The sequence below is a fragment of the Pseudomonas sp. 39004 genome, from assembly GCF_028682155.1.
Taxonomy (GTDB): Bacteria; Pseudomonadota; Gammaproteobacteria; order Pseudomonadales; family Pseudomonadaceae; genus Aquipseudomonas; species Aquipseudomonas capeferrum.
This window is the reverse complement of sequence record NZ_JANIAG010000009.1, coordinates 1-18769: the sequence shown is the minus strand read 5'-3', so window position 1 is coordinate 18769 and position 18769 is coordinate 1. Positions and strand designations below refer to the sequence as shown.

The window sequence follows — 18769 nt, the reverse complement described above, 5'->3', positions numbered from 1 at the left end:
CTGGAGTCTGAAGCGTTTCAGCCATGACTGCAAGAGAGGCTTGTGGCCGGCAGTCTGGGACAGAAAAGCCTGCCGCGCTCAGGCGCAGCAGGCTAGACGAAAAGTCAGGATTCGCTCAGCAACTGGGCGGCGGGGTGTTGCCGCCCGGCAGGTATCAGCGGGCCGAGGCCAGCTCTTGTTGGACGCTGGCGACGGTACGTGGCCAAGGTTTACCAGCCTGGACCTTCGCTGGCAAGTTCTTGATTGCCGCAACCGCTGCGTCGCGGTTGGCGAAGCTGCCGTAAGTCACGACGTACAGCGGCTTGCCCTGCAGGTTTTTCTTGAAGTAGCGATAGTCGCCACCCTGGGCCTTGACGAACGCCTGGGCCGAGGCCTCAGAGCTGGTACCGAGGATCTGCACCACATAATTGCCCGGTTTCTGGCCTGCATACCAACCCCCACCGGCGCTGCCACTGGCGGCTGGTTTTTCGACAGGTTTGGCGGCCGGCTTGGCGCTGGCGACCTGAGTCGGCGCCGGGGCAGGCTTGGCAGGTGCAACCGGTTTGGCAGGCTGGGTTGCAACGGGTTTTGGCGCAGGCGCAACCGGCTGAACCGGGGCACTGGCGATTGGCTGCGCGGGTACCGGGGCCGGGCCAGCCGGCACACCTTGCGGTGGCGCGATGGTGGTCACGGTCGGCGGGTTGCCAGGCTGCAGTGCGGTATTGCCCGCCGGGCTGCCTTCTTCGCCATCACCCATGCCAGCGGCCTGGGCCAGTGGCTCGCGCATCACCGGTTGCGACTGACCTACCAACGGCAGTGGCATCGGCTGGGACGAGCCGGAGAATTCGATGGCCGGGTTGCCATTATTGGCCTGGGCAGCACCTGGCTGGCCTTCACCGAGGGGCAACTGAGCCTGGGCGGCCGGCACCTCGGCAGGTGCCTTGTCGCCTTTCTTGGGCATGAGAACCGCGGCAGCAACGGCGACCACGACCACAGCGGACAGCGCGAGCACGTGTTTCTTAGGCATTTTCAACCCCATGGATGGTCGCTTGGCCGTCGAACGGCTGGCGATCATGGCTTCGATCAAAGTGTCACGGGCAACCTGGTTGATAGTGCCAGGCCAACCGTCGGAGTGCTCATGGATATCGACGATCTGTTCACGGGTGAACACCTCGATGCCCCGGCCGGCGCCATCCAGACGCTGTTCCAGGTACTCGCGGGTCTCTTCTTCGCTGTAGGGGGCGAGTTCGATGACGTGGAAACGTTCTTCCTCGATGCTGAGCTCATCCAACCCGGCAATCAGCGACGATTCGCCGAACAGGAACACGTGCGGGCGCCCTTCCGGAACACCCGCCGCCAGTTCCAGCAACGCTTGGAGTGCCGACTCGTCGAGTTGTTCCGCATCATCCACCAGCAAATATACTTCCTGCCCGGTCAGCGCCAGTTGCACCACCTTGGACAAGATAGCCTGGACCTCAGGCTGAGCGACTTCCAGCGACTGCGCGACCTGGCCAAGCACGCTGGCCGCATCGCTGGCGCCACGGGCGGAAACCACCACGCTTTGCACCGACTGTTTGTTGGTGCTGGCCACCAGGGCCTGGCGCAGCAGGGTCTTGCCGCTGCCCAGGGGGCCGGTGACAACCAGCATCAACTGGCTGTAACGCGCCAGGTGGTGCAGCTGGCCCAGCACCGGCTTGCGCTGGGCAGGGAAGAACTTGAAACCGGGCACGCGGGGCGCGAACGGATCGTGGCTCAACTGGTAATGGTCGAGAAAGGCCTCATCGGCATGCAAACTGGTCATTGCGCTGTCACAACCTCAAAGCTGGGCCACGATCGCGCGGTAATCCGCCGACAGCGTGGCCTGAAGAATCTCTTTCGGATAGTCGTCGGTGATCACGGCCTCGCCCATCTGGCGCAACAGCACCAGACGCAGACGACCGTCGAGCACCTTCTTGTCGACCGCCATATGCTCCATGAAATGCGCCGGGGTCATTTCCTGTGGTGGCACCACCGGCAAACCTGCGTCCTGCAACAGGCGGATTGCGCGATCACGCTCGGTCTGGTCGATCCAGCCAAGGCGCATGGACATTTCCAGGGCCATCACCGTGCCCGCCGACACGGCTTCGCCATGCAGCCAGACACCGTAGCCCATGTGGGTTTCGATGGCGTGCCCAAAGGTATGCCCAAGGTTCAGGGTCGCCCGCACGCCAGATTCACGCTCGTCGGCGCCGACCACGGCAGCCTTGGCCGCGCAGGAGCGGCTGATGGCTTCGGTCAGGGCCGCAGAATCCAGGGCACGCAGGGCATTCATATTGTCCTCGAGCCAACCGAGGAAAGGCTTGTCGCAGATCAGACCGTACTTGATCACTTCGGCCAGGCCTGCGGACAGTTCACGCGCTGGCAGGGTCTTGAGGCTGGTGGTATCGATCAGCACTGCGTTGGGCTGGTAGAAGGCACCGACCATGTTCTTGCCCAGCGGGTGGTTGATGCCGGTCTTGCCACCGACCGAGGAGTCGACCTGGGACAACAGGGTGGTCGGCACCTGGATGAAATCGACACCGCGCTGGTAACAGGCTGCGGCAAAGCCGGCCATGTCGCCGATCACGCCGCCGCCGAGGGCTACCACCGTAGTGCGGCGGTCGTGCCGCGCGGTGAGCAGGCCATCGAAGATCAGCTGCAGCGTTTCCCAGTTCTTGTAGGCTTCGCCATCCGGCAACACCACGGGCAACACTGAATACGCACCCAGGGTCTTGGCCAGGCGTTCGAGGTACAGAGGCGCGACGGTTTCATTGGAAACGATGGCGACCTGCCGCCCGGCAATATGCGGCGCCAGCAGCTCAGGCTGGTCCAGCAGGCCTTCGCCAATGTAGATCGGGTAGCTACGCTCGCCCAGGTCGACCTTTAGTGTCTGCATGTATCCCCACAATGTACTTGGGTGCGGCGCCGTTTGGGCGACGCACGCGGTAAGTTGAACCTCGCCTCGGCGCTGGTGGCCGAGAATAGTCCCGGCTTATCGGGGCGGCAACTGCTGCAAGCGCTCGAGAATATCGATCACCACCATGCGCGGTGGCCGCTCATCGGTTTCAACGACCAGGTCGGCAATTTCGCGGTAGAGCGGATCGCGGGCTTCGAGCAGGGCGCGAAGGGTCGCTTCCGGGTTGGCGGTGCGCAACAGCGGGCGATTGCGATCGCGTGCGGTACGACCGACCTGCTGCTCCACCGAGGCATGCAGGTAGATGACCCGGCCACCCTGGTACAACGCCTGACGGTTGGCATCACGCATGACCGCGCCGCCACCCGTGGCCAGCACCACGCCGTCGAGCGCGCAGAGCTCGGCGATCATCGCCTGCTCACGGTCACGGAAGCCCGGCTCGCCTTCCTTGTCGAAGATCCACGGGATGTTGGCGCCGCATCGCAGTTCGATTTCCTTGTCGGAATCCTTGAACAGCAGGCGCAGCTCTTTGGCCAAGAGGCGTCCAATGGTGCTTTTACCAGCGCCCATGGGCCCCACAAGTATCAAATTTCGCACAGAATCAACGACTCACAGCAATCGCCTGGTCACTCATGATACGCGGAGTCAGGAAGACCAGCAGCTCGGATTTTTTCTCTTGTAATACATCGCGTCGAAACAGCCGCCCAACATACGGCAGATCGCCAAAAAATGGCACCTTGTCGACCACATTGTTTTGCGTGGTCGAGTAGACGCCACCGATCACGATCGTCTCGCCGTCGGCCACGCGAACCTTGGCGTTGACCTCGTTCTTGCGGATCGGCGGTACGTTGTTCAAGGCATTGACGTAATCAGGTTCGTCCTTGGTCACCCTGACGGTCATGATGACTTTGTTGTCCGGGGTGATTTGCGGGGTGACTTCGAGCGACAGCGAAGCCTCGCGAAACGACACCGAAGTGGCGCCGCTCTTGCTGGTTTCCTGGTACGGCACCTCGGTGCCCTTGAGGATCCTGGCGGTTTCCTTGTCGGCCGTGACCACCTTGGGCTGCGAGATGATTTCGCCATTGCCGCTCTTCTCCATGGCACTGAGCTCCAGATCGAGCAAGATACCCCCGCGCAGCAGGCCCAGGCCCACACTGGAGCCGGCACGCTCCACGCCAAGGTCGACGAACAGCTCCTTGCCTGGCCGCACGCTCTCACCGTACAAAGGCCCACCCCAACGCACCCCTAGGCTCTTTTCGTAATCGACATTGGCCTCGACGATGCGTGCCTCGATCGCCACCTGGCGCACCGGCACATCCAGCTGCGCCACCAGTTGGCGCAGCTCGTCAAGGCGATCGGCAGGTTGGTAGGCCACCAGCGTGTTGGTGCGCGCATCCACACTCAAACTGCCTCGCCCGGTCAGGATGCCGTCGTCCGCCAGTGTCGCCAGCAGCAGCTGCGCGAGCGCTGAAGCTTCGGCGTGATGGATCGGCATCAGCTCACGCTGCAGCGGTTGCAACTGGGCATCCAGCACCTGGCCCATGCGGGCGTCGAGCGATTGCCCGGCAAGCTCGGCCGCAGGCGCCACCAGCAGCACATTACCCTCTTCGCGACGGGCCAGGCCCTTGCTGCGCAGCACCAGATCAAGCGCCTGGTCCCAGGGCACATCCTGCAGCCGCAGGGTGATATTGCCCTGCACCGCGTCGCTGGCGACCAGGTTCACACCGGCGTAGTCCGCCAGCACCTGCAACACCGCGCGCACCTGCACATCCTGAAAGTTCAGCGACAGCGGCTCACCCCGGTAGGGCGTTGCCGACGCTAGCGGGATCGCCAAGACCCACGCCACCATCCATTTCCAGAGCTTCTTCATGCGGGTCCGGGACCTCCTTGTCCAGGGCTTTTCGGAGTGTGAGTATCGCGGTGCGTTCGTGCCAGGCACTGGCCACGAACCAACGTTCGCGCACTTCGACCTGCCGCTCGTCGACTCGCACCACAACACCTTCATCGCGCCCCAGCCGATCACCCGGGCGTACGCGATACAGCCGCCCTGCGGACAGCAGCAGGGCTTCATGCGCTGTGCCACGTGCCAGGCTGCCGACCATTTCCAACTGTGCCAAGGGCACGCCGCCCAGTTCGCCGGGCGGCATTCGCGCCTCGCCAGAGGCGAACGGGTCGAGCAAAGGCGGCATGGCCGCTGCCCTGGCGGGCAAATCCGCCAGTGACGCGGGTGCCGGAGGTGCCGCATCGGCATGGTAGGCATGAACCCTCAGGCGCAAGCGCAACACGGTAGGCCGCCCCTCGGCTTGATGCAGGCTCATGTCTTCGACGCGCAGCAGCCGCGCCTGGCCCAGCCAGTCGTCCAGCCAAAGGCGCAACGCCGTATAGCGCCCCACCACGTGCACATCCAGGGGGGTGGTTCGGTAATCGGCCTGGCTCACTTCGTCATGTATGTCTAGCCGCTCGAACAACAGGCCATATTCATGCCCCGAGGCCGCCAGGGCATCGAGCAAGTCACTCATGCGCTGCCCTGCCGAAAGCTGCCATCGGGCGAGCTGCAATGCCTGCCGCGCGGCAGCCAGCGAACCCTCTGCGCGCGCCAGCTCAACTACCTGCGCCACCTTGGCCGCATGCGCCTCATTCAATTGCTCATGCTGCGCAGTTACCTGCGCTTGAGCCTGCCGTAGCTCCGGCAGGCGGACTGCACACCCTAGCGCCAACACCAGCACACCCAGCATGAACGAAGCGCCCCACCGGAAGCGGCGGGACCGCTCTACCCCTGCTTGCCAACGCATCCACCACGCTGCACTCACGACCAGAACGCCGACACGCGCGCAGTCAGGACGAACTCGTCACCCGAAGGCAGGTGCTTCACATGCTTGAGTGCCAGGCCTTGCAACACTGCGGAGCGTTCGAGGTCGCGCATGAACTGGGCGACCATGGCGCCGGATGCGGCCACACCGGTGACGTGCAAACGGCCGTGCGCAAGCGTTAGCTCAGTGAGCTGCAAGCCTGCGGGCAACGCGGCCTCCACATCTGCGAGCAAGGCAGGCAGTACCCCCTGATCGGCCCTCAGGCGGGCCAGGGCCGCAACCTGCGCCTGGGTGGCATCCTGGTCGGCACGCACGTCGGTGTACTGCTCCAGCTGCTTGCCCAGCAGCGCCAGCGCAGACTGGTGGCTGGCATTGCTCGTCGCTTGCTGCTGGGCGCGCTGGCGTGCCAGTTGGTCAATCAGCATCACGCAACAAAGCGCCAGGATTGCACTGCCAAGCAACATCCACTGGAAGCGCCGAAGCATCGAGCGGCGCTGCCGCTCGCGCCAAGGTAATAGGTTCAGACGCATCATGGGCGCATGCCCCCTGAGGCCAAGGCGCATGCCAGCAGCATGCCCCCGTCTTCCGGCGCCAGCCCCGCACGCAGCGGCAGTTGCCGACAGGGCAGGTTCACCGCTTCACTCAGGCCTTCAAGCCACCCCTGCTCAATCACCGAGCTGCTGACGACCAGCAAGCCCTTCAGCTGGGCTTCGCCCGCCAAATGCGCATGCAATTGGGCAGGCATTTGCCCGAGGTGCAACTCGCGGCGCTGCGCTGGCACGCCCTGTTGCCAGCAATGCAGCGTCGCACCTTGCGCCTCCAGGCGTAACAAGGCCGAGCCAGCAAGCTCGCTCTGCGGCAACATTCGCTGCAACGCGACGCTGTCGACTTCCATCACCTCCAGCTGCAGCCCGGCGGCATCAAGCAGGGCTTCAATCGGCTCCAATGAGCGCTGGCGACAGGCAGCCACCATGACATCCAGGCAGCCGGCCTGGTCCTTGGAAGGGCCAAGCACCTGAAAGTCCAAGGCCAGATCCTCCAGCGCAAAGGGGAACAGGCGATCGGCATCGGCCAGCAACTGCGCTTCCATGTCCGCCTCACTCTGGCCTGCCGGTAACTGGCAAGGCTTGCAGATCACCTGATTTGCCGGCAGCGCTAGCGCAGCCCGCCGCTGCCGAATGCCGCTGCGCCTGCAGGCACGCTGCAAGGCACCTACCACGCGCACAGGGTCACTTGCCCAGTCACCGCCACTGTAGGGTTCATACGGTTCGTGCGCCCAGGCCGCGACCTGGCAACGCCCATTGCGCCGCCGCAGCTGCACAACCCGCACCGAGTCGGGGGCAATTTCCACCCCCATCAATGAACCGGCATCCATGCCGAAACGTCCAAGCATCACTGCTCCTTTGCTGTATGCCGCAAACCCGCGTCAACACTAGGCCTGCGCGGCCGAACGGATCGACGGGCCGCCTGGCCGGTCACCCGGCGAGGCGAAAAAATGCTTATAATGCCCAGCGTTTTTGGTCCGCTGGACCCGTACGCAATTCACTTATCAACCTGGACGCCCAAAAGCCTTGATACGTCTGCTGAAGTTCTTCTGGTGGTCTTCCGTCGCAGTCATTAGCGCGCTCGTACTCGGTGTGAGCGGTGCGTTTCTGTATCTTAGCCCTAGCCTGCCCTCGGTCGAGTCACTCAGAAGCATCCAGTTGCAGATCCCCCTCAGGGTGTATAGCAGCGACGGCAAGCTGATTGCCGAGTTCGGCGAAATGCGCCGCTCGCCGATCCGCTTCGCGGAAATCCCCCCACAATTTATCCAGGCGCTTCTGTCAGCCGAGGACGACAACTTCCTCAATCACTATGGCGTCGACCCCAGCAGCCTGATGCGCGCGGCCACTCAGTTGGTCAAAACCGGTCATATCCAGACCGGTGGCAGCACCATCACCATGCAGGTGGCGAAGAACTTCTTCCTGACCAGCGAACGCAGCTTCTCGCGCAAGACCAACGAAATTCTCCTGGCCCTGCAGATCGAACGTGAGCTGACCAAGGACGAAATCCTCGAGCTGTACGTGAACAAGATCTACCTGGGCAACCGGGCGTACGGCATCGATGCGGCCGCACAGGTCTACTACGGCAAGTCGATCCGTGACGTGAGCCTGGCGCAGATGGCAATGATCGCCGGCCTGCCCAAGGCTCCTTCGCGCTTCAACCCGCTGGCCAACCCGGTGCGCGCCAAAGAGCGCCGCGACTGGATCCTGGGCCGCATGTACAAGCTCGGCAAGATTGACCAGGCCAGCTACCAGACCGCCCTGGCCGAACCGCTCAACGCCAGCTACCACGTGCCGACCCCCGAGGTGAACGCCCCGTACATCGCTGAAATGGCCCGCGCCGAGATGGTTGGCCGCTATGGTAGCGATGCCTACACCGAAGGCTTCCGTGTCACCACGACCGTGCCGAGCGACATGCAGGAAATGGCCAACAAAGCCATTCTCGGCGGCCTTTCCGACTACGACGAACGCCACGGCTACCGCGGCCCCGATGCGCGCTTCCCGGGCAAGACCCACGCAGCCTGGCTGCTGGAGCTGGGCAAGCAGCGCACCCTGGGCGGCCTTGAGCCGGCCATCGTCACCCAGGTCGACAAGGCCGGGCTTACGGTGCTGACCCGTAGCGGCCAAGAAGAAACCGTCGCCTGGGACACCATGAAGTGGGCGCGCCCGTTCCTCAATAGCAACTCCCAGGGCCGCACACCGCAGAGCCCGGCAGATGTTGCACAGGTCGGCGACCTGGTGCGCCTGCAACGCCTGGATGACGGCACGCTCAAGTTCAGCCAGGTGCCGGGCGCACAGAGCGCGCTGGTCACCCTCGACCCTTACAACGGCGCTATCCGTGCCCTGGTCGGCGGCTTCTCGTTCGAGCAGAGCAACTACAACCGCGCCATGCAGGCCAAGCGCCAACCCGGTTCGAGCTTCAAGCCTTTCATCTATAGCGCGGCACTGGACAGCGGCTACACCGCCGCCAGCCTGGTCAACGATGCGCCGATCGTGTTCGTCGATGAGTACCTGGACAAGGTTTGGCGACCGAAGAACGACACCAACACCTTCCTCGGCCCGATCCGCATGCGCGAGGCGCTGTACAAGTCGCGCAACCTGGTATCGATCCGCCTGCTGCAGGCAATGGGCGTGGACCGCACCATCGACTACATCGCCAAGTTCGGCTTCAACAAACAGGACCTGCCCCGCAACCTGTCGCTGGCACTGGGCACGGCTACCCTGACCCCGATGGAGATCGCCACTGGCTGGAGCACTTTTGCCAACGGCGGCTACAAGATCACCCCCTACCTGATCGATCGCATCGAGAGCCGCAACGGCGAGACGCTGTTCACCGCCAACCCGGCCCGTGTGCCTCAAGGCGCCGAGGACCAGGCCGGCCTTGCCGCGCCTGAACAACCGATCAGCACCGTAGCGATGCCGGGCGAGGCGCCAGCCGCCTTTGGCCAGGTCACACCGGCGCCACAAGTGCCGGCAGTGGCTGAGCAGATCATCGACGGGCGCACCAGCTACATCCTCACCAGCATGCTGCAGGACGTGATCAAACGTGGCACCGGCCGCCGTGCACTGGCCCTGGGCCGCACCGACCTGGCGGGCAAGACCGGTACCACCAACGAGTCCAAGGATGCCTGGTTCTCCGGTTACAACGCCGATTACGTGACCACGGTATGGGTCGGTTTCGATCAACCCGAGACCCTGGGCCGTCGCGAATACGGTGGCACGGCGGCACTGCCGATCTGGATGAGCTTCATGGGCGCCGCGCTCAAGGACAAGCCCAACCACGCCCCTGCGGAGCCGGAAGGCATCCTCAGCCTGCGGGTTGACCCGGTCAGCGGTCGCGCCGCCTCGCCGAGCACGCCCAACGCCTATTTCGAGCTGTTCAAGGCTGAAGACTCGCCGCCGTCGGTGGATGAGCTGGGCAACGGTGCGGCACCGGGCAGCCCGCTGCCGGCAGATGAAGCGGCGCCGATGGATCTGTTCTAAAAGCGCAGTGCTGTCTTGAGGTTTGAGTGGGCGCGTAGATCGAGCGCCGCCCGCGCGGCGCCCGATGTCGCCGCCGACAAAAGTGTGGCGACGAACCCCACTGCCCCTACGCCTCCAAGACAAAAAAAGCCCCGACTCTCACGAGCCGGGGCTTTCTTGTGTTGCTACGACCAGAATCAGCCGTTGAACACTTCATCCACGCTGTTCAGCGGGTAGTGCTTCGGATACGGCAGGGTCGCCACGCCGGATTCGATGGCTGCCTTGGCAACGGCATCGGAAACGACGGTGATCAGACGGGCATCCAGAGGCTTCGGAATGATGTACTCACGGCCGAACTCCAGGCCTTCGACGCCGTAGGCTTCGCAGACTTCCTTCGGCACCGGCAGCTTGGCCAGGTCTTTCAGGGCGATGGCGGCGGCGATCTTCATTTCTTCGTTGATGCGCTTGGCGCGAACGTCCAAGGCACCACGGAAGATGAACGGGAAGCCCAGTACGTTGTTGACCTGGTTCGGGTAGTCGGAACGACCGGTGGCCATGATCACATCGTTGCGAGTGGCGTGAGCCAGCTCTGGCGAGATTTCCGGATCGGGGTTCGAGCAGGCGAACACGATCGGGTTGGCCGCCATCGACTTCAGGCCTTCTGCGCTCAGCAGGTTCGGGCCGGACAGGCCAACGAACACGTCGGCACCGTTCAGGGCGTCAGCCAGGGTGCGCTTGTCGGTTGCGTGGGCGAACTGCGCCTTGTACTGGTTCAGGTCGTCGCGGCCAGCGTGAATCACGCCGCTGCGGTCGATCATGTAGATGTTCTCGACCTTGGCACCCATGCTGACCAGCAGCTTCATGCACGAGATGGCGGCAGCGCCGGCACCCAGGCAGACGATCTTGGCTTCTTCCAGCTTCTTGCCGGCGATTTCCAGGGCGTTGATCATGCCGGCGGCGGTAACGATCGCGGTGCCGTGCTGGTCATCGTGGAAGACCGGGATGTCGCACTGCTCGATCAGGGTGCGCTCGATTTCGAAACACTCGGGTGCCTTGATGTCTTCGAGGTTGATGCCACCGAAAGTGATCGAGATGCGGCGAACGGTGTCGATGAAGGCCTGTGGGCTCTCCGACTCGACTTCGATGTCGAACACGTCGATACCGGCGAAACGCTTGAACAGAACACCCTTGCCTTCCATGACCGGCTTCGAGGCCAGTGGGCCCAGGTCACCCAGACCGAGGATGGCGGTACCATCAGAGATCACCGCAACCAGGTTGCCCTTGCCGGTGTACTTGTAGGCCAGCTCTGGATCACGGCCGATTTCGCGCACGGGTTCGGCAACACCTGGGCTGTAAGCCAGGGCGAGGTCGCGGGCGGTGGCGGTGGGCTTGGAGAGCTCGACGCTCAGTTTCCCCGGACGAGGTTGAGCGTGGTATTCGAGAGCGGCGGTTTTCAGGTCTGACATGGTGGGCATTCCGCTATTTACTGTTCTGACGGACCGCCGAGGATACGCAAAGAGCCGGGGAGTCACAAGACTGGTCGGTCACTTGTGTCAAGGCCTTTAGCCTACGACTTTACGCTATAACCCACGGGGCATAAGACTGACAGTGTGTACAATCCAATAGCGAACTGTCTACATCTTTTCAGCCTGAAATGCGTTCCAACATGCTCGGATCGGTCAATGGCAACACCCAGCGTCGCTGCCCAGGCTGCAAGCCGCCCTTGCGGGAACGATCCAGCACCCAGCCACGTGCCTCGACCTGGCGTCCTTTGAGGTTATCGAAGAAGCTGGGCGGGAAGTTGCGTTGCAGACGAGCGGGAACCTGCAGCACCACGGTGGAATCCAGCGTCAGCCAGACGCCGCCGCGATTACGCTCGACACCCTGAATGCGGCCACCAACGACAGCGAAGCCGGACTGCCGGACATCCCTCGCGCGCACCACTGGCGAACTGCGCCACAGGCCGGCACCCGCCTTGCGCGCGACTTGCTCGGCCACTTGCTGGCAACCCACCAAGCGCACATTGGGGGCAACGGCGACGCGGTAGCCAAGCCCCTCGCTGAGCAGCTGTGCTTCAAGATTGTTGCCATTGCGGCCATAGATATGCGCCAGCGTACGGCCGTATTTGTCTTTGGCCTCGGCACCCGGCACCAGCCCGACACGCCCGTCGCTGGCCTTGACCAAGGCCTGCAGGCGCCGCTTGGCGGCCTCGGCATAGGGCTCGCTGGTGCGCCCCTTGCGCCCGATCTCCGGGGCATTGATGCCGATCATGCGTACACTGCGGCCATCGGTCAGGCGCAAGGTATCGCCGTCCACCACCTGCCGCACCGCCACGGGCTGAGGGTTGGCCGGCAGCGGGCAGAACGCCAGGGCCGGCAAATGCCAGATCGCGGCCACAAAAAAAGCGCCCACAAGGGGCGCTTTTTTTTGCAACAGCGCGAAACCCGAGGGATTCGCCATGCGCATTATTACTTCTTGGCACCGAACATGCCGAAGCGATCGGCAAACTTCTGTACGCGACCACCGGTGTCCAGGACTTTCTGCTTACCGGTGTAGAACGGGTGGCACAGGTTGCAAACGTCGATCGCCAGGGTGCTACCCAGGGTCGAACGGCTTTCAAACTTGTTGCCGCAGCTGCAGGTGACTGCAACTACTTCGTAGTTCGGATGAATATTTGCTTTCATGGTCACTTCCTCGAGCTGCGTGCCGCCACCCAACACCAATTGTTGAATACCGCACGTAATTAGGCGGCGAATAATACCAGAGCCCAGCCTCAGCGCAAGTTGTCGCTTGCACCGACTGTCGTCTGCTAGGCTCGCCAGTCTTTGAAACGCCCTTGCGAGACCTTCCGCGTGTCCGATGTCATCCTGCGCCTTGCCCTGCCCTCCCCGCTGCGTCGCCTTTTCGACTACAGGGCACCGGCGAGCATGGCGCGCCAGCCCCTCACGCCCGGCATGCGCATTCGCGTGCCCTTCGGGCGCCGCGAGATGATCGGGGTGCTGGTGGAAGTGTGCGACCAGAGCGAAGTACCCGCCGACAAGCTCAAGCCGGCCACCGCACTGCTGGACCCGGTGTCGCCGCTGCCGCCCGCCTTGTTCAAGCTGTGCTTGTGGACCGCTCAGTACTACCAGCACAGCCTGGGCGACACCCTGAACTGGGCGTTGCCGACCTTGCTGCGTCAGGGCGAACCGGCAGAGATGCGCCAGGAACGGTTCTGGCATGTGGCCGCCGATGCCCGCCATGATGACCCGCGTATCGCCCGCGCCCCGCGCCAGCGCGATGCGCTGAAGACCCTGGCGCAGCATCCACACGGCGTGGCGCACAGCCTTCTGGGCAAGCTCAACCTGAACAAGGACAGCCTCGACCTGCTGCTGGCCAAGGAACTGGTCACGGTCGAGGTTCGCCGCCACTTGCCGACCCCGCGCCACGAGCACTGGCTGGCGCAGCCCGAATTGCCGCTCAATGAAGAACAGCGCAACGCCTTCGACGCGGTATGCACAGGGTTCGGCAGTTTCAACGCCTTCCTTCTGGCCGGGGTGACCGGCAGCGGCAAGACCGAGGTCTACCTGCAGCTGATCCGCGAAACACTCGAGGCCGGCAAGCAGGCACTGGTGCTGATCCCGGAAATCAACCTGGGCCCGCAGACCCTCGCGCGCTTCGAGCAGCGCTTCAACGCCCGCATTGCCTTGTTGCACTCGGCCGTCGGCGACCGCGAGCGCCTGGATGCCTGGCTGGCCGCCCGCGATGGCGAGGCAGACATCATCATCGGTACCCGCTCGGCGCTGTTCACGCCGATGAAAAACCCCGGCCTGATCATCATCGACGAAGAACACGACGGCTCTTATAAACAGCAGGAAGGCCTGCGCTACCACGCCCGCGACCTGGCCTTGGTGCGCGCCCACCAGGAGAACATCCCGATCCTGCTCGGCTCGGCCACGCCTTCGCTGGAGACCCTGCACAACGCCCAGACCGGCCGTTACACCTTGCTGCGCATGAACCACCGCGCCGGCGGCGCCCGCCCGCCGCGCATGCTGCGCCTGGATGTGAAAAGCCTGCCACTGGACAGCGGCATCAGCGGCCCGTTGCAGCAGGCCATCCGCCAAACCCTGGAAGCGGGCCAGCAAGTGCTGGTGTTCCTCAACCGCCGCGGCTTTGCCCCGACGTTGCTGTGCCACGATTGCGGCTGGTTGTCCGAATGCCCTCGCTGCGATGCACGCATGACCGTGCACCAACGTTCCGGCGTGCTGCGCTGCCACCACTGCGGGTATGATGAACGCCTGCCGCACCAATGCCCGCAGTGCAACCACGTCGACCTGCGCCCGGTGGGCGCGGGTACCGAAAGGGCCGAAGAGCGCCTCAAGGTGCTGTTCCCGGACTACCCGATCCTGCGCGTGGACCGTGACAGCACGGCGCGCAAAGACGCCATGCACAACCTGTTCGGCACCATCCAGCGCGGCCAGCCGAGCATCCTGGTGGGCACCCAGATGCTCGCCAAGGGGCACCACTTCCCACGGGTGACCCTGGTGGCCATCCTTGACGCCGACGGCGGGCTGTTCTCGGGCGATTTCCGCGCCAGCGAGCGCATGGCGCAATTGATCGTGCAGGTGGCCGGGCGCGCCGGGCGTGCAGAAGAGCCCGGCAAGGTCATCATCCAGACCCATCTGGCCGACCACCCCTTGCTGGTACAGCTGACCGAACAAGGCTACTTCGCCTTCGCCGAACAGGCCCTGGACGAGCGCCGCGCGGCCGGCCTGCCGCCCTTTTCGCACCTCGCCCTGCTGCGCGCCGAGGCGCACAAACCGGGCCAGGCCGAGGGTTTTCTCGACGAAGCCTGCAGCGCGGCAGAGCGCCTGGTGGCCGAACAGCAGCTCCCAGGCATTGAACTGTTGGGCCCCGTACCGGCTCCGATGGAGCGCCGAGCGGGCCGTTTCCGCGCCCAACTGTTGATACAGGCCAATACCCGGGCACCTCTGCATCGACTGATCAGTGCCTGGTTGCTAGTGTTGGAGCAGATGCCGAGCGGCCGGCAGGTTCGCTGGTCTCTGGATGTGGACCCGGTCGACCTCTATTGAGCTGCAAGCTACGAGCTACAAGGCGCAAGCAAGAGCATGGCGGATGCGATGCCGCTTTTTCTTGCAGCTTGTGGCTTGCAGCTTGCAGCTTGCAGCTCAAAGGTTGGCAACCCGCTCTCGGCAACGGATAATGCCCAGTTTTTCCACCTGCGCATCGAAGCGCTCCACCGCGCTTGCGGTCGAAAAGAGAACCCCATGAAAGACACCATTCGCCAGCTGATCCAGCAAGCCCTCACCCAACTCGTCACCGACGGTGTGCTGCCTGAAGGGCTGTCGCCGGCGATCCAGGTGGAAAACGCCCGGGACAAGACCCACGGCGATTTCGCCAGCAACATCGCGATGATGCTGGCCAAACCGGCCGGCATGAAGCCACGCGACCTGGCAGAAAAGCTGATCAACGCGCTGCCGGCCAGTGACGACATTAGCAAGGTCGAGATCGCCGGCCCGGGCTTCCTGAACTTCTTCCAGAACACCAGTGCCCTGGCCAACCGCCTGGACGCCGCCCTGGCCGACGACCACCTGGGTGTGCGCAAGGCCGGTGCCAGCGAGAAGGTGGTGATCGACATGTCGGCACCCAACCTGGCCAAGGAGATGCACGTCGGCCACCTGCGTTCGACCATCATCGGTGACAGCGTCGCACGGGTGCTGGAGTTCCTTGGCGACCAGGTCGTGCGCCAGAACCACGTGGGCGACTGGGGCACCCAGTTCGGCATGCTGATGGCCTACCTGCAGGAAAACCCGATTACCAGCGACGAGCTGTCGGACCTGGAGAACTTCTACCGCGCAGCGAAGAAGCGCTTCGATGAATCCGAAGAATTCGCCACCCGCGCCCGCGGCCTGGTGGTCAAGCTGCAGGCTGGCGACCCTGAGTGCCTGGCGCTGTGGACCCGCTTCAAGGACATTTCGCTGTCCCACTGCCAGAAAACCTACGAGCTGCTCAACGTCAAACTGACCATGGCCGACGTCATGGGCGAAAGCGCCTACAACGACGACCTGGCCAACGTGGTCACCGACCTCAAGGCCAAGGGCCTGCTGGTCGAGGACCAGGGCGCGCAGTGCGTGTTCCTCGAAGAATTCAAGAACAGCGAAGGCGAGCCCCTGCCGGTGATCGTGCAGAAGGCCGACGGTGGCTACCTGTACGCCACCACTGACCTGGCAGCCGTGCGTTACCGCAGCAATGTGCTCAAGGCCGACCGCGCCCTGTATTTTGTCGACCAGCGCCAGGCCTTGCACTTCAACCAGGTGTTCGAAGTGGCGCGCCGCGCCGGCTTCGTCGGCCACCCGATGCAGATGGAGCACATGGGCTTCGGCACCATGAACGGCGCCGATGGCCGCCCGTTCAAGACCCGCGACGGCGGCACCGTGAAGCTGATCGACCTGCTCACCGAGGCCAAGGAGCGTGCCTACGCCCTGGTCAAGGAGAAGAACCCGAGCCTGTCCGAAGACGAACTGCGCCACATCGGTGAAGTGGTCGGCATCGGCGCGGTCAAGTACGCCGACCTGTCCAAGCACCGGACCAGCGACTACAGCTTCAACTTCGAGCTGATGCTCAACTTCGAAGGCAATACCGCGCCTTACCTGCTGTATGCCTACACCCGCGTGGCGGGCGTGTTCCGCAAGCTGGGCAAGGGCTTCGACGAGGTCGATGGTCAGATCGTGCTGCAGGCCGAGAAGGAACAGGACCTTGCCGCGCGCCTGGCGCAGTTTGGCGAAGTGCTCAACAGCGTGGCCGACAAGGGCACTCCGCACGTGCTGTGCAGCTACCTGTACGACCTGGCGGGCCTGTTCTCGAGCTTCTACGAGAACTGCCCGATCCTCGCTGCCGACACCCCAGAGCAGCAACAAAGCCGCCTGCGCCTGGCCGCACTGACCGGTCGCACCCTCAAGCAAGGTCTGGAACTGCTCGGCCTGGAAACCCTGGAGCGCATGTAAGTTGGCTGCCAAGAAAAAACCTGCTCCAAAGCGCGGCGCCAGCCGCCAACAGGCGCCGGCCAAGCAGCCGATTCCCGGCTGGGTATGGCTGGCGGTCGGGCTGACCGTAGGCGCGTTCATCGTCTTTCTGATGAAGCTGGAACCGGGTGGCGGTGACATTACGCGCACCAAGCCGGACCAGCAAAAACCGGAAAAGGCCGCCGAAGCCAGCAAGACCACAGCGACCACCCCGCAGCAGCCGGTGAAGCCGAAGTACGACTTCTACACCCTGCTGCCGGAGTCCGAAGTCATCGTGCCGCCGGAAGCGGTACCCGAGAAAACCCCACCGGTACCGGCCCAGCCGGTGACCCCGGTTACCCCGGCGGAAGCAGCGAAGATCGACACGGCGCGGGCCCAGGCTGCACTGCTGGGCCAGACGCCACCCCCGGCACCGCCGGTGATCAAGCCAGCGGCGACCACCCAATTCTTCCTGCAGGCCGGCTCGTTCCGCAAGCAGGCTGACGCCGACAAGGTCCGCGCGCAGATCATTCTGCTGGGCCAGTCGGTGAAGGTGGAGTCGGGCACGGTCAAGGACGAGACCTGGTACCGCGTGCTGGTCGGGCCGTTCAGCAATCGTGAACAGCTGACCGGGGCGCAGAAGCAGCTTGCCGGCGCTGGCTTCAGCAACCTGCTGTTGCAACAGCGCCAGACCCGCCAGTAACCAGAAGGCCTTGCCGCAGTGATGCGCCAAGGCCTTTTTCTTACCCTTTTTTCTTACCCTCAGCGCCGGTCGCTGTTGGCTTCGGAGATCTGGCTGTTCAGGGTCCAGAAGTCGTACAGCACGCCGACCAGGAACAGGCCACCGGTAAAGAAGTAGATGATCGCGGTGACCCATTTACCTTGGTACAGGCGATGCACGCCGAAGATGCCCAGGAACGTCAGCAGAATCCAGGCGATGTTGTAGTCGATTCGGCCGGCCCGGAAGCGCAAGTCAGCCTCGCGGTCCATCGCGGGAATCAGGAACAGGTCGATCAGCCAACCGATGCCCAGCAGGCCCAGGGTGAAGAACCAAAGGGTGCCGGTGATCGGCTTGCCATAGTAGAAGCGGTGCGAGCCGGTGAAGCCAAAAATCCACAACAGGTAACCGATGACCTTGCTGTGGGTGTCGTGAAGCGGTTCACTCTGTTGATAACTGTTCATTCATAGCCCTCGTGGGTTATCCGAAAATTTTCTAAGAAAAAATGTGACTTTCTCGTTGCTGGCCGACGTATGGCACCCTGCCAATCGACCAACGGATCAAAAATTGATCAAAAAGCTGTTATAAAGTTGCGCGCCCAACACATAACTATTCATAAAGAGCTTCATCTATGCCGCCTTTACTCAAGACATGGCTGACCCTCTGTCTATTATTACCCCTGGCCGCCCACGCCACCAATCGTGAGCAACGTCTTCCCAATGGTTTCACCGGCTATACCACCAATGCCTCGGTGAAACACGCGCCGACCAAGCACACCACGCTGCGCGCGCGCCCGAACAATGCCGCCAGCAGCCGCAGCGCGCCGGTGGCTGCCATGTCGCCGAAGCAGAGCAGCGATGTGCTGAGCCGCGCGGTCAATGTGCTCGGTACGCCCTATGTCTGGGGCGGCAGCAGCCCGAAGAAGGGCTTCGACTGCAGCGGGCTGGTCAAATACGCCTTCAACGACGTGGCCGACGTCGACCTGCCGCGCACCTCCAATGCCATGGCTCAGGGCCACGGCGTGAAGGTAGCCAAGGGCGACCTCAAGCCGGGTGATCTGATCTTCTTCAACATCAAGAGCCGCCGGGTGAACCACGTTGCCATCTACCTGGGCAACGACCGCTTCATCCATGCCCCACGCCGCGGCAAGCGGGTGAGCATCGACAACCTGAGCAAGCCTTACTGGCAGAAGCACTATGTCGTGGCCAAGCGCGTGCTGCCGAAAGAGCAGCAACTGGCGTTGGCCAAGCGCTGATCAAGCTTTGTGTGTATGTGTAGGAGCGGCCTTGCGTCGCGAAGGGGCCGCGTTGCGGCCCTAGATCGGA

The 18769-nt window shown here is 63.4% G+C and carries 16 protein-coding genes; 5 read left to right on the top strand and 11 right to left on the bottom strand.

The genetic code is table 11. The features are described from left to right. Positions 1 to 154: 154 nt before the first annotated feature. The 7 genes from NP534_RS02985 to pilM form a co-directional block, all read right to left on the bottom strand. Positions 155 to 1780 (bottom strand): SPOR domain-containing protein, encoded by a 1626-nt coding sequence (locus NP534_RS02985; RefSeq protein ID WP_274097725.1) that lies wholly within the window; start codon positions 1778 to 1780, stop codon positions 155 to 157. Positions 1781 to 1795: 15 nt separating this feature from the next. After that, on the bottom strand, positions 1796 to 2893 hold the full coding sequence (gene aroB / locus NP534_RS02980; RefSeq protein WP_274097724.1) for a 3-dehydroquinate synthase: 1098 nt from the start codon (positions 2891 to 2893) through the stop codon (positions 1796 to 1798). Between the two features lie 96 nt (positions 2894 to 2989). Beyond that, positions 2990 to 3508, bottom strand: coding sequence for a shikimate kinase AroK (aroK, locus tag NP534_RS02975; protein ID WP_033702005.1), 519 nt, complete (start codon positions 3506 to 3508; stop codon positions 2990 to 2992). A 4-nt stretch (positions 3509 to 3512) separates the two neighbouring features. Beyond that, complete coding sequence (locus NP534_RS02970; protein WP_274097723.1) at positions 3513 to 4781, bottom strand: type IV pilus secretin PilQ; 1269 nt, start codon at positions 4779 to 4781, stop codon at positions 3513 to 3515. After that, entirely contained in the window at positions 4705 to 5703 is a 999-nt protein-coding gene (locus tag NP534_RS02965) for a pilus assembly protein PilP (protein WP_443201069.1), read from the bottom strand. The genes NP534_RS02970 and NP534_RS02965 overlap by 77 nt, the downstream gene beginning before the upstream one ends. Positions 5704 to 5717: 14 nt before the next feature. Next, positions 5718 to 6254: a PilN domain-containing protein gene (locus NP534_RS02960; RefSeq protein WP_274097721.1), complete on the bottom strand. Its 537-nt coding sequence runs from the start codon at positions 6252 to 6254 to the stop codon at positions 5718 to 5720. After that, positions 6251 to 7114, bottom strand: a complete 864-nt coding sequence (pilM, locus tag NP534_RS02955; protein WP_274097720.1) for a type IV pilus biogenesis protein PilM — start codon at positions 7112 to 7114, stop codon at positions 6251 to 6253. The genes NP534_RS02960 and pilM overlap by 4 nt, the downstream gene beginning before the upstream one ends. Positions 7115 to 7295: 181 nt before the next feature. Here pilM and NP534_RS02950 point away from each other — a divergent pair, with 181 nt between their 5' ends. Then, the gene (locus tag NP534_RS02950; protein WP_371856397.1) at positions 7296 to 9746 is read left to right on the top strand and encodes a penicillin-binding protein 1A; all 2451 of its coding nucleotides are present in this window, start codon (positions 7296 to 7298) and stop codon (positions 9744 to 9746) included. 176 nt (positions 9747 to 9922) lie between these two features. Here NP534_RS02950 and NP534_RS02945 read toward each other — a convergent pair whose 3' ends face one another. The 3 genes from NP534_RS02945 to rpmE all read right to left on the bottom strand — a co-directional run bounded on the left by NP534_RS02945 (position 9923) and on the right by rpmE (position 12409). Continuing rightward, positions 9923 to 11191 (bottom strand): malic enzyme-like NAD(P)-binding protein, encoded by a 1269-nt coding sequence (locus tag NP534_RS02945; RefSeq protein ID WP_027592351.1) that lies wholly within the window; start codon positions 11189 to 11191, stop codon positions 9923 to 9925. Between the two features lie 178 nt (positions 11192 to 11369). Beyond that, a complete protein-coding gene (locus NP534_RS02940) occupies positions 11370 to 12191 on the bottom strand; it encodes a thermonuclease family protein (protein WP_274097719.1) in 822 nt (273 codons plus the stop codon). Positions 12192 to 12193: 2 nt separating this feature from the next. After that, a complete protein-coding gene (gene rpmE, locus NP534_RS02935) occupies positions 12194 to 12409 on the bottom strand; it encodes a 50S ribosomal protein L31 (protein ID WP_033702012.1) in 216 nt (71 codons plus the stop codon). A gap of 168 nt (positions 12410 to 12577) precedes the next feature. Between rpmE and NP534_RS02930 the strand changes: the two genes are divergently transcribed. From NP534_RS02930 to NP534_RS02920, 3 genes are all read left to right on the top strand, one after another. Beyond that, positions 12578 to 14797 (top strand): primosomal protein N', encoded by a 2220-nt coding sequence (locus NP534_RS02930; protein ID WP_186652925.1) that lies wholly within the window; start codon positions 12578 to 12580, stop codon positions 14795 to 14797. 195 nt (positions 14798 to 14992) lie between these two features. After that, positions 14993 to 16729 carry an arginine--tRNA ligase gene (gene argS / locus NP534_RS02925; RefSeq protein ID WP_274097718.1) on the top strand — a complete coding sequence of 579 codons (1737 nt, stop codon included), beginning with the start codon at positions 14993 to 14995 and terminating at the stop codon, positions 16727 to 16729. Position 16730: 1 nt separating this feature from the next. After that, entirely contained in the window at positions 16731 to 17429 is a 699-nt protein-coding gene (locus NP534_RS02920) for an SPOR domain-containing protein (protein ID WP_274097717.1), read from the top strand. Between the two features lie 59 nt (positions 17430 to 17488). Here the strand turns inward: NP534_RS02920 and NP534_RS02915 are convergent, their stop codons facing one another. Beyond that, positions 17489 to 17908, bottom strand: a complete 420-nt coding sequence (locus NP534_RS02915; RefSeq protein ID WP_033702015.1) for an NINE protein — start codon at positions 17906 to 17908, stop codon at positions 17489 to 17491. 167 nt (positions 17909 to 18075) lie between these two features. Between NP534_RS02915 and NP534_RS02910 the strand changes: the two genes are divergently transcribed. Then, entirely contained in the window at positions 18076 to 18699 is a 624-nt protein-coding gene (locus NP534_RS02910; RefSeq protein ID WP_186652928.1) for a C40 family peptidase, read from the top strand. Positions 18700 to 18769 lie beyond the last annotated feature (70 nt).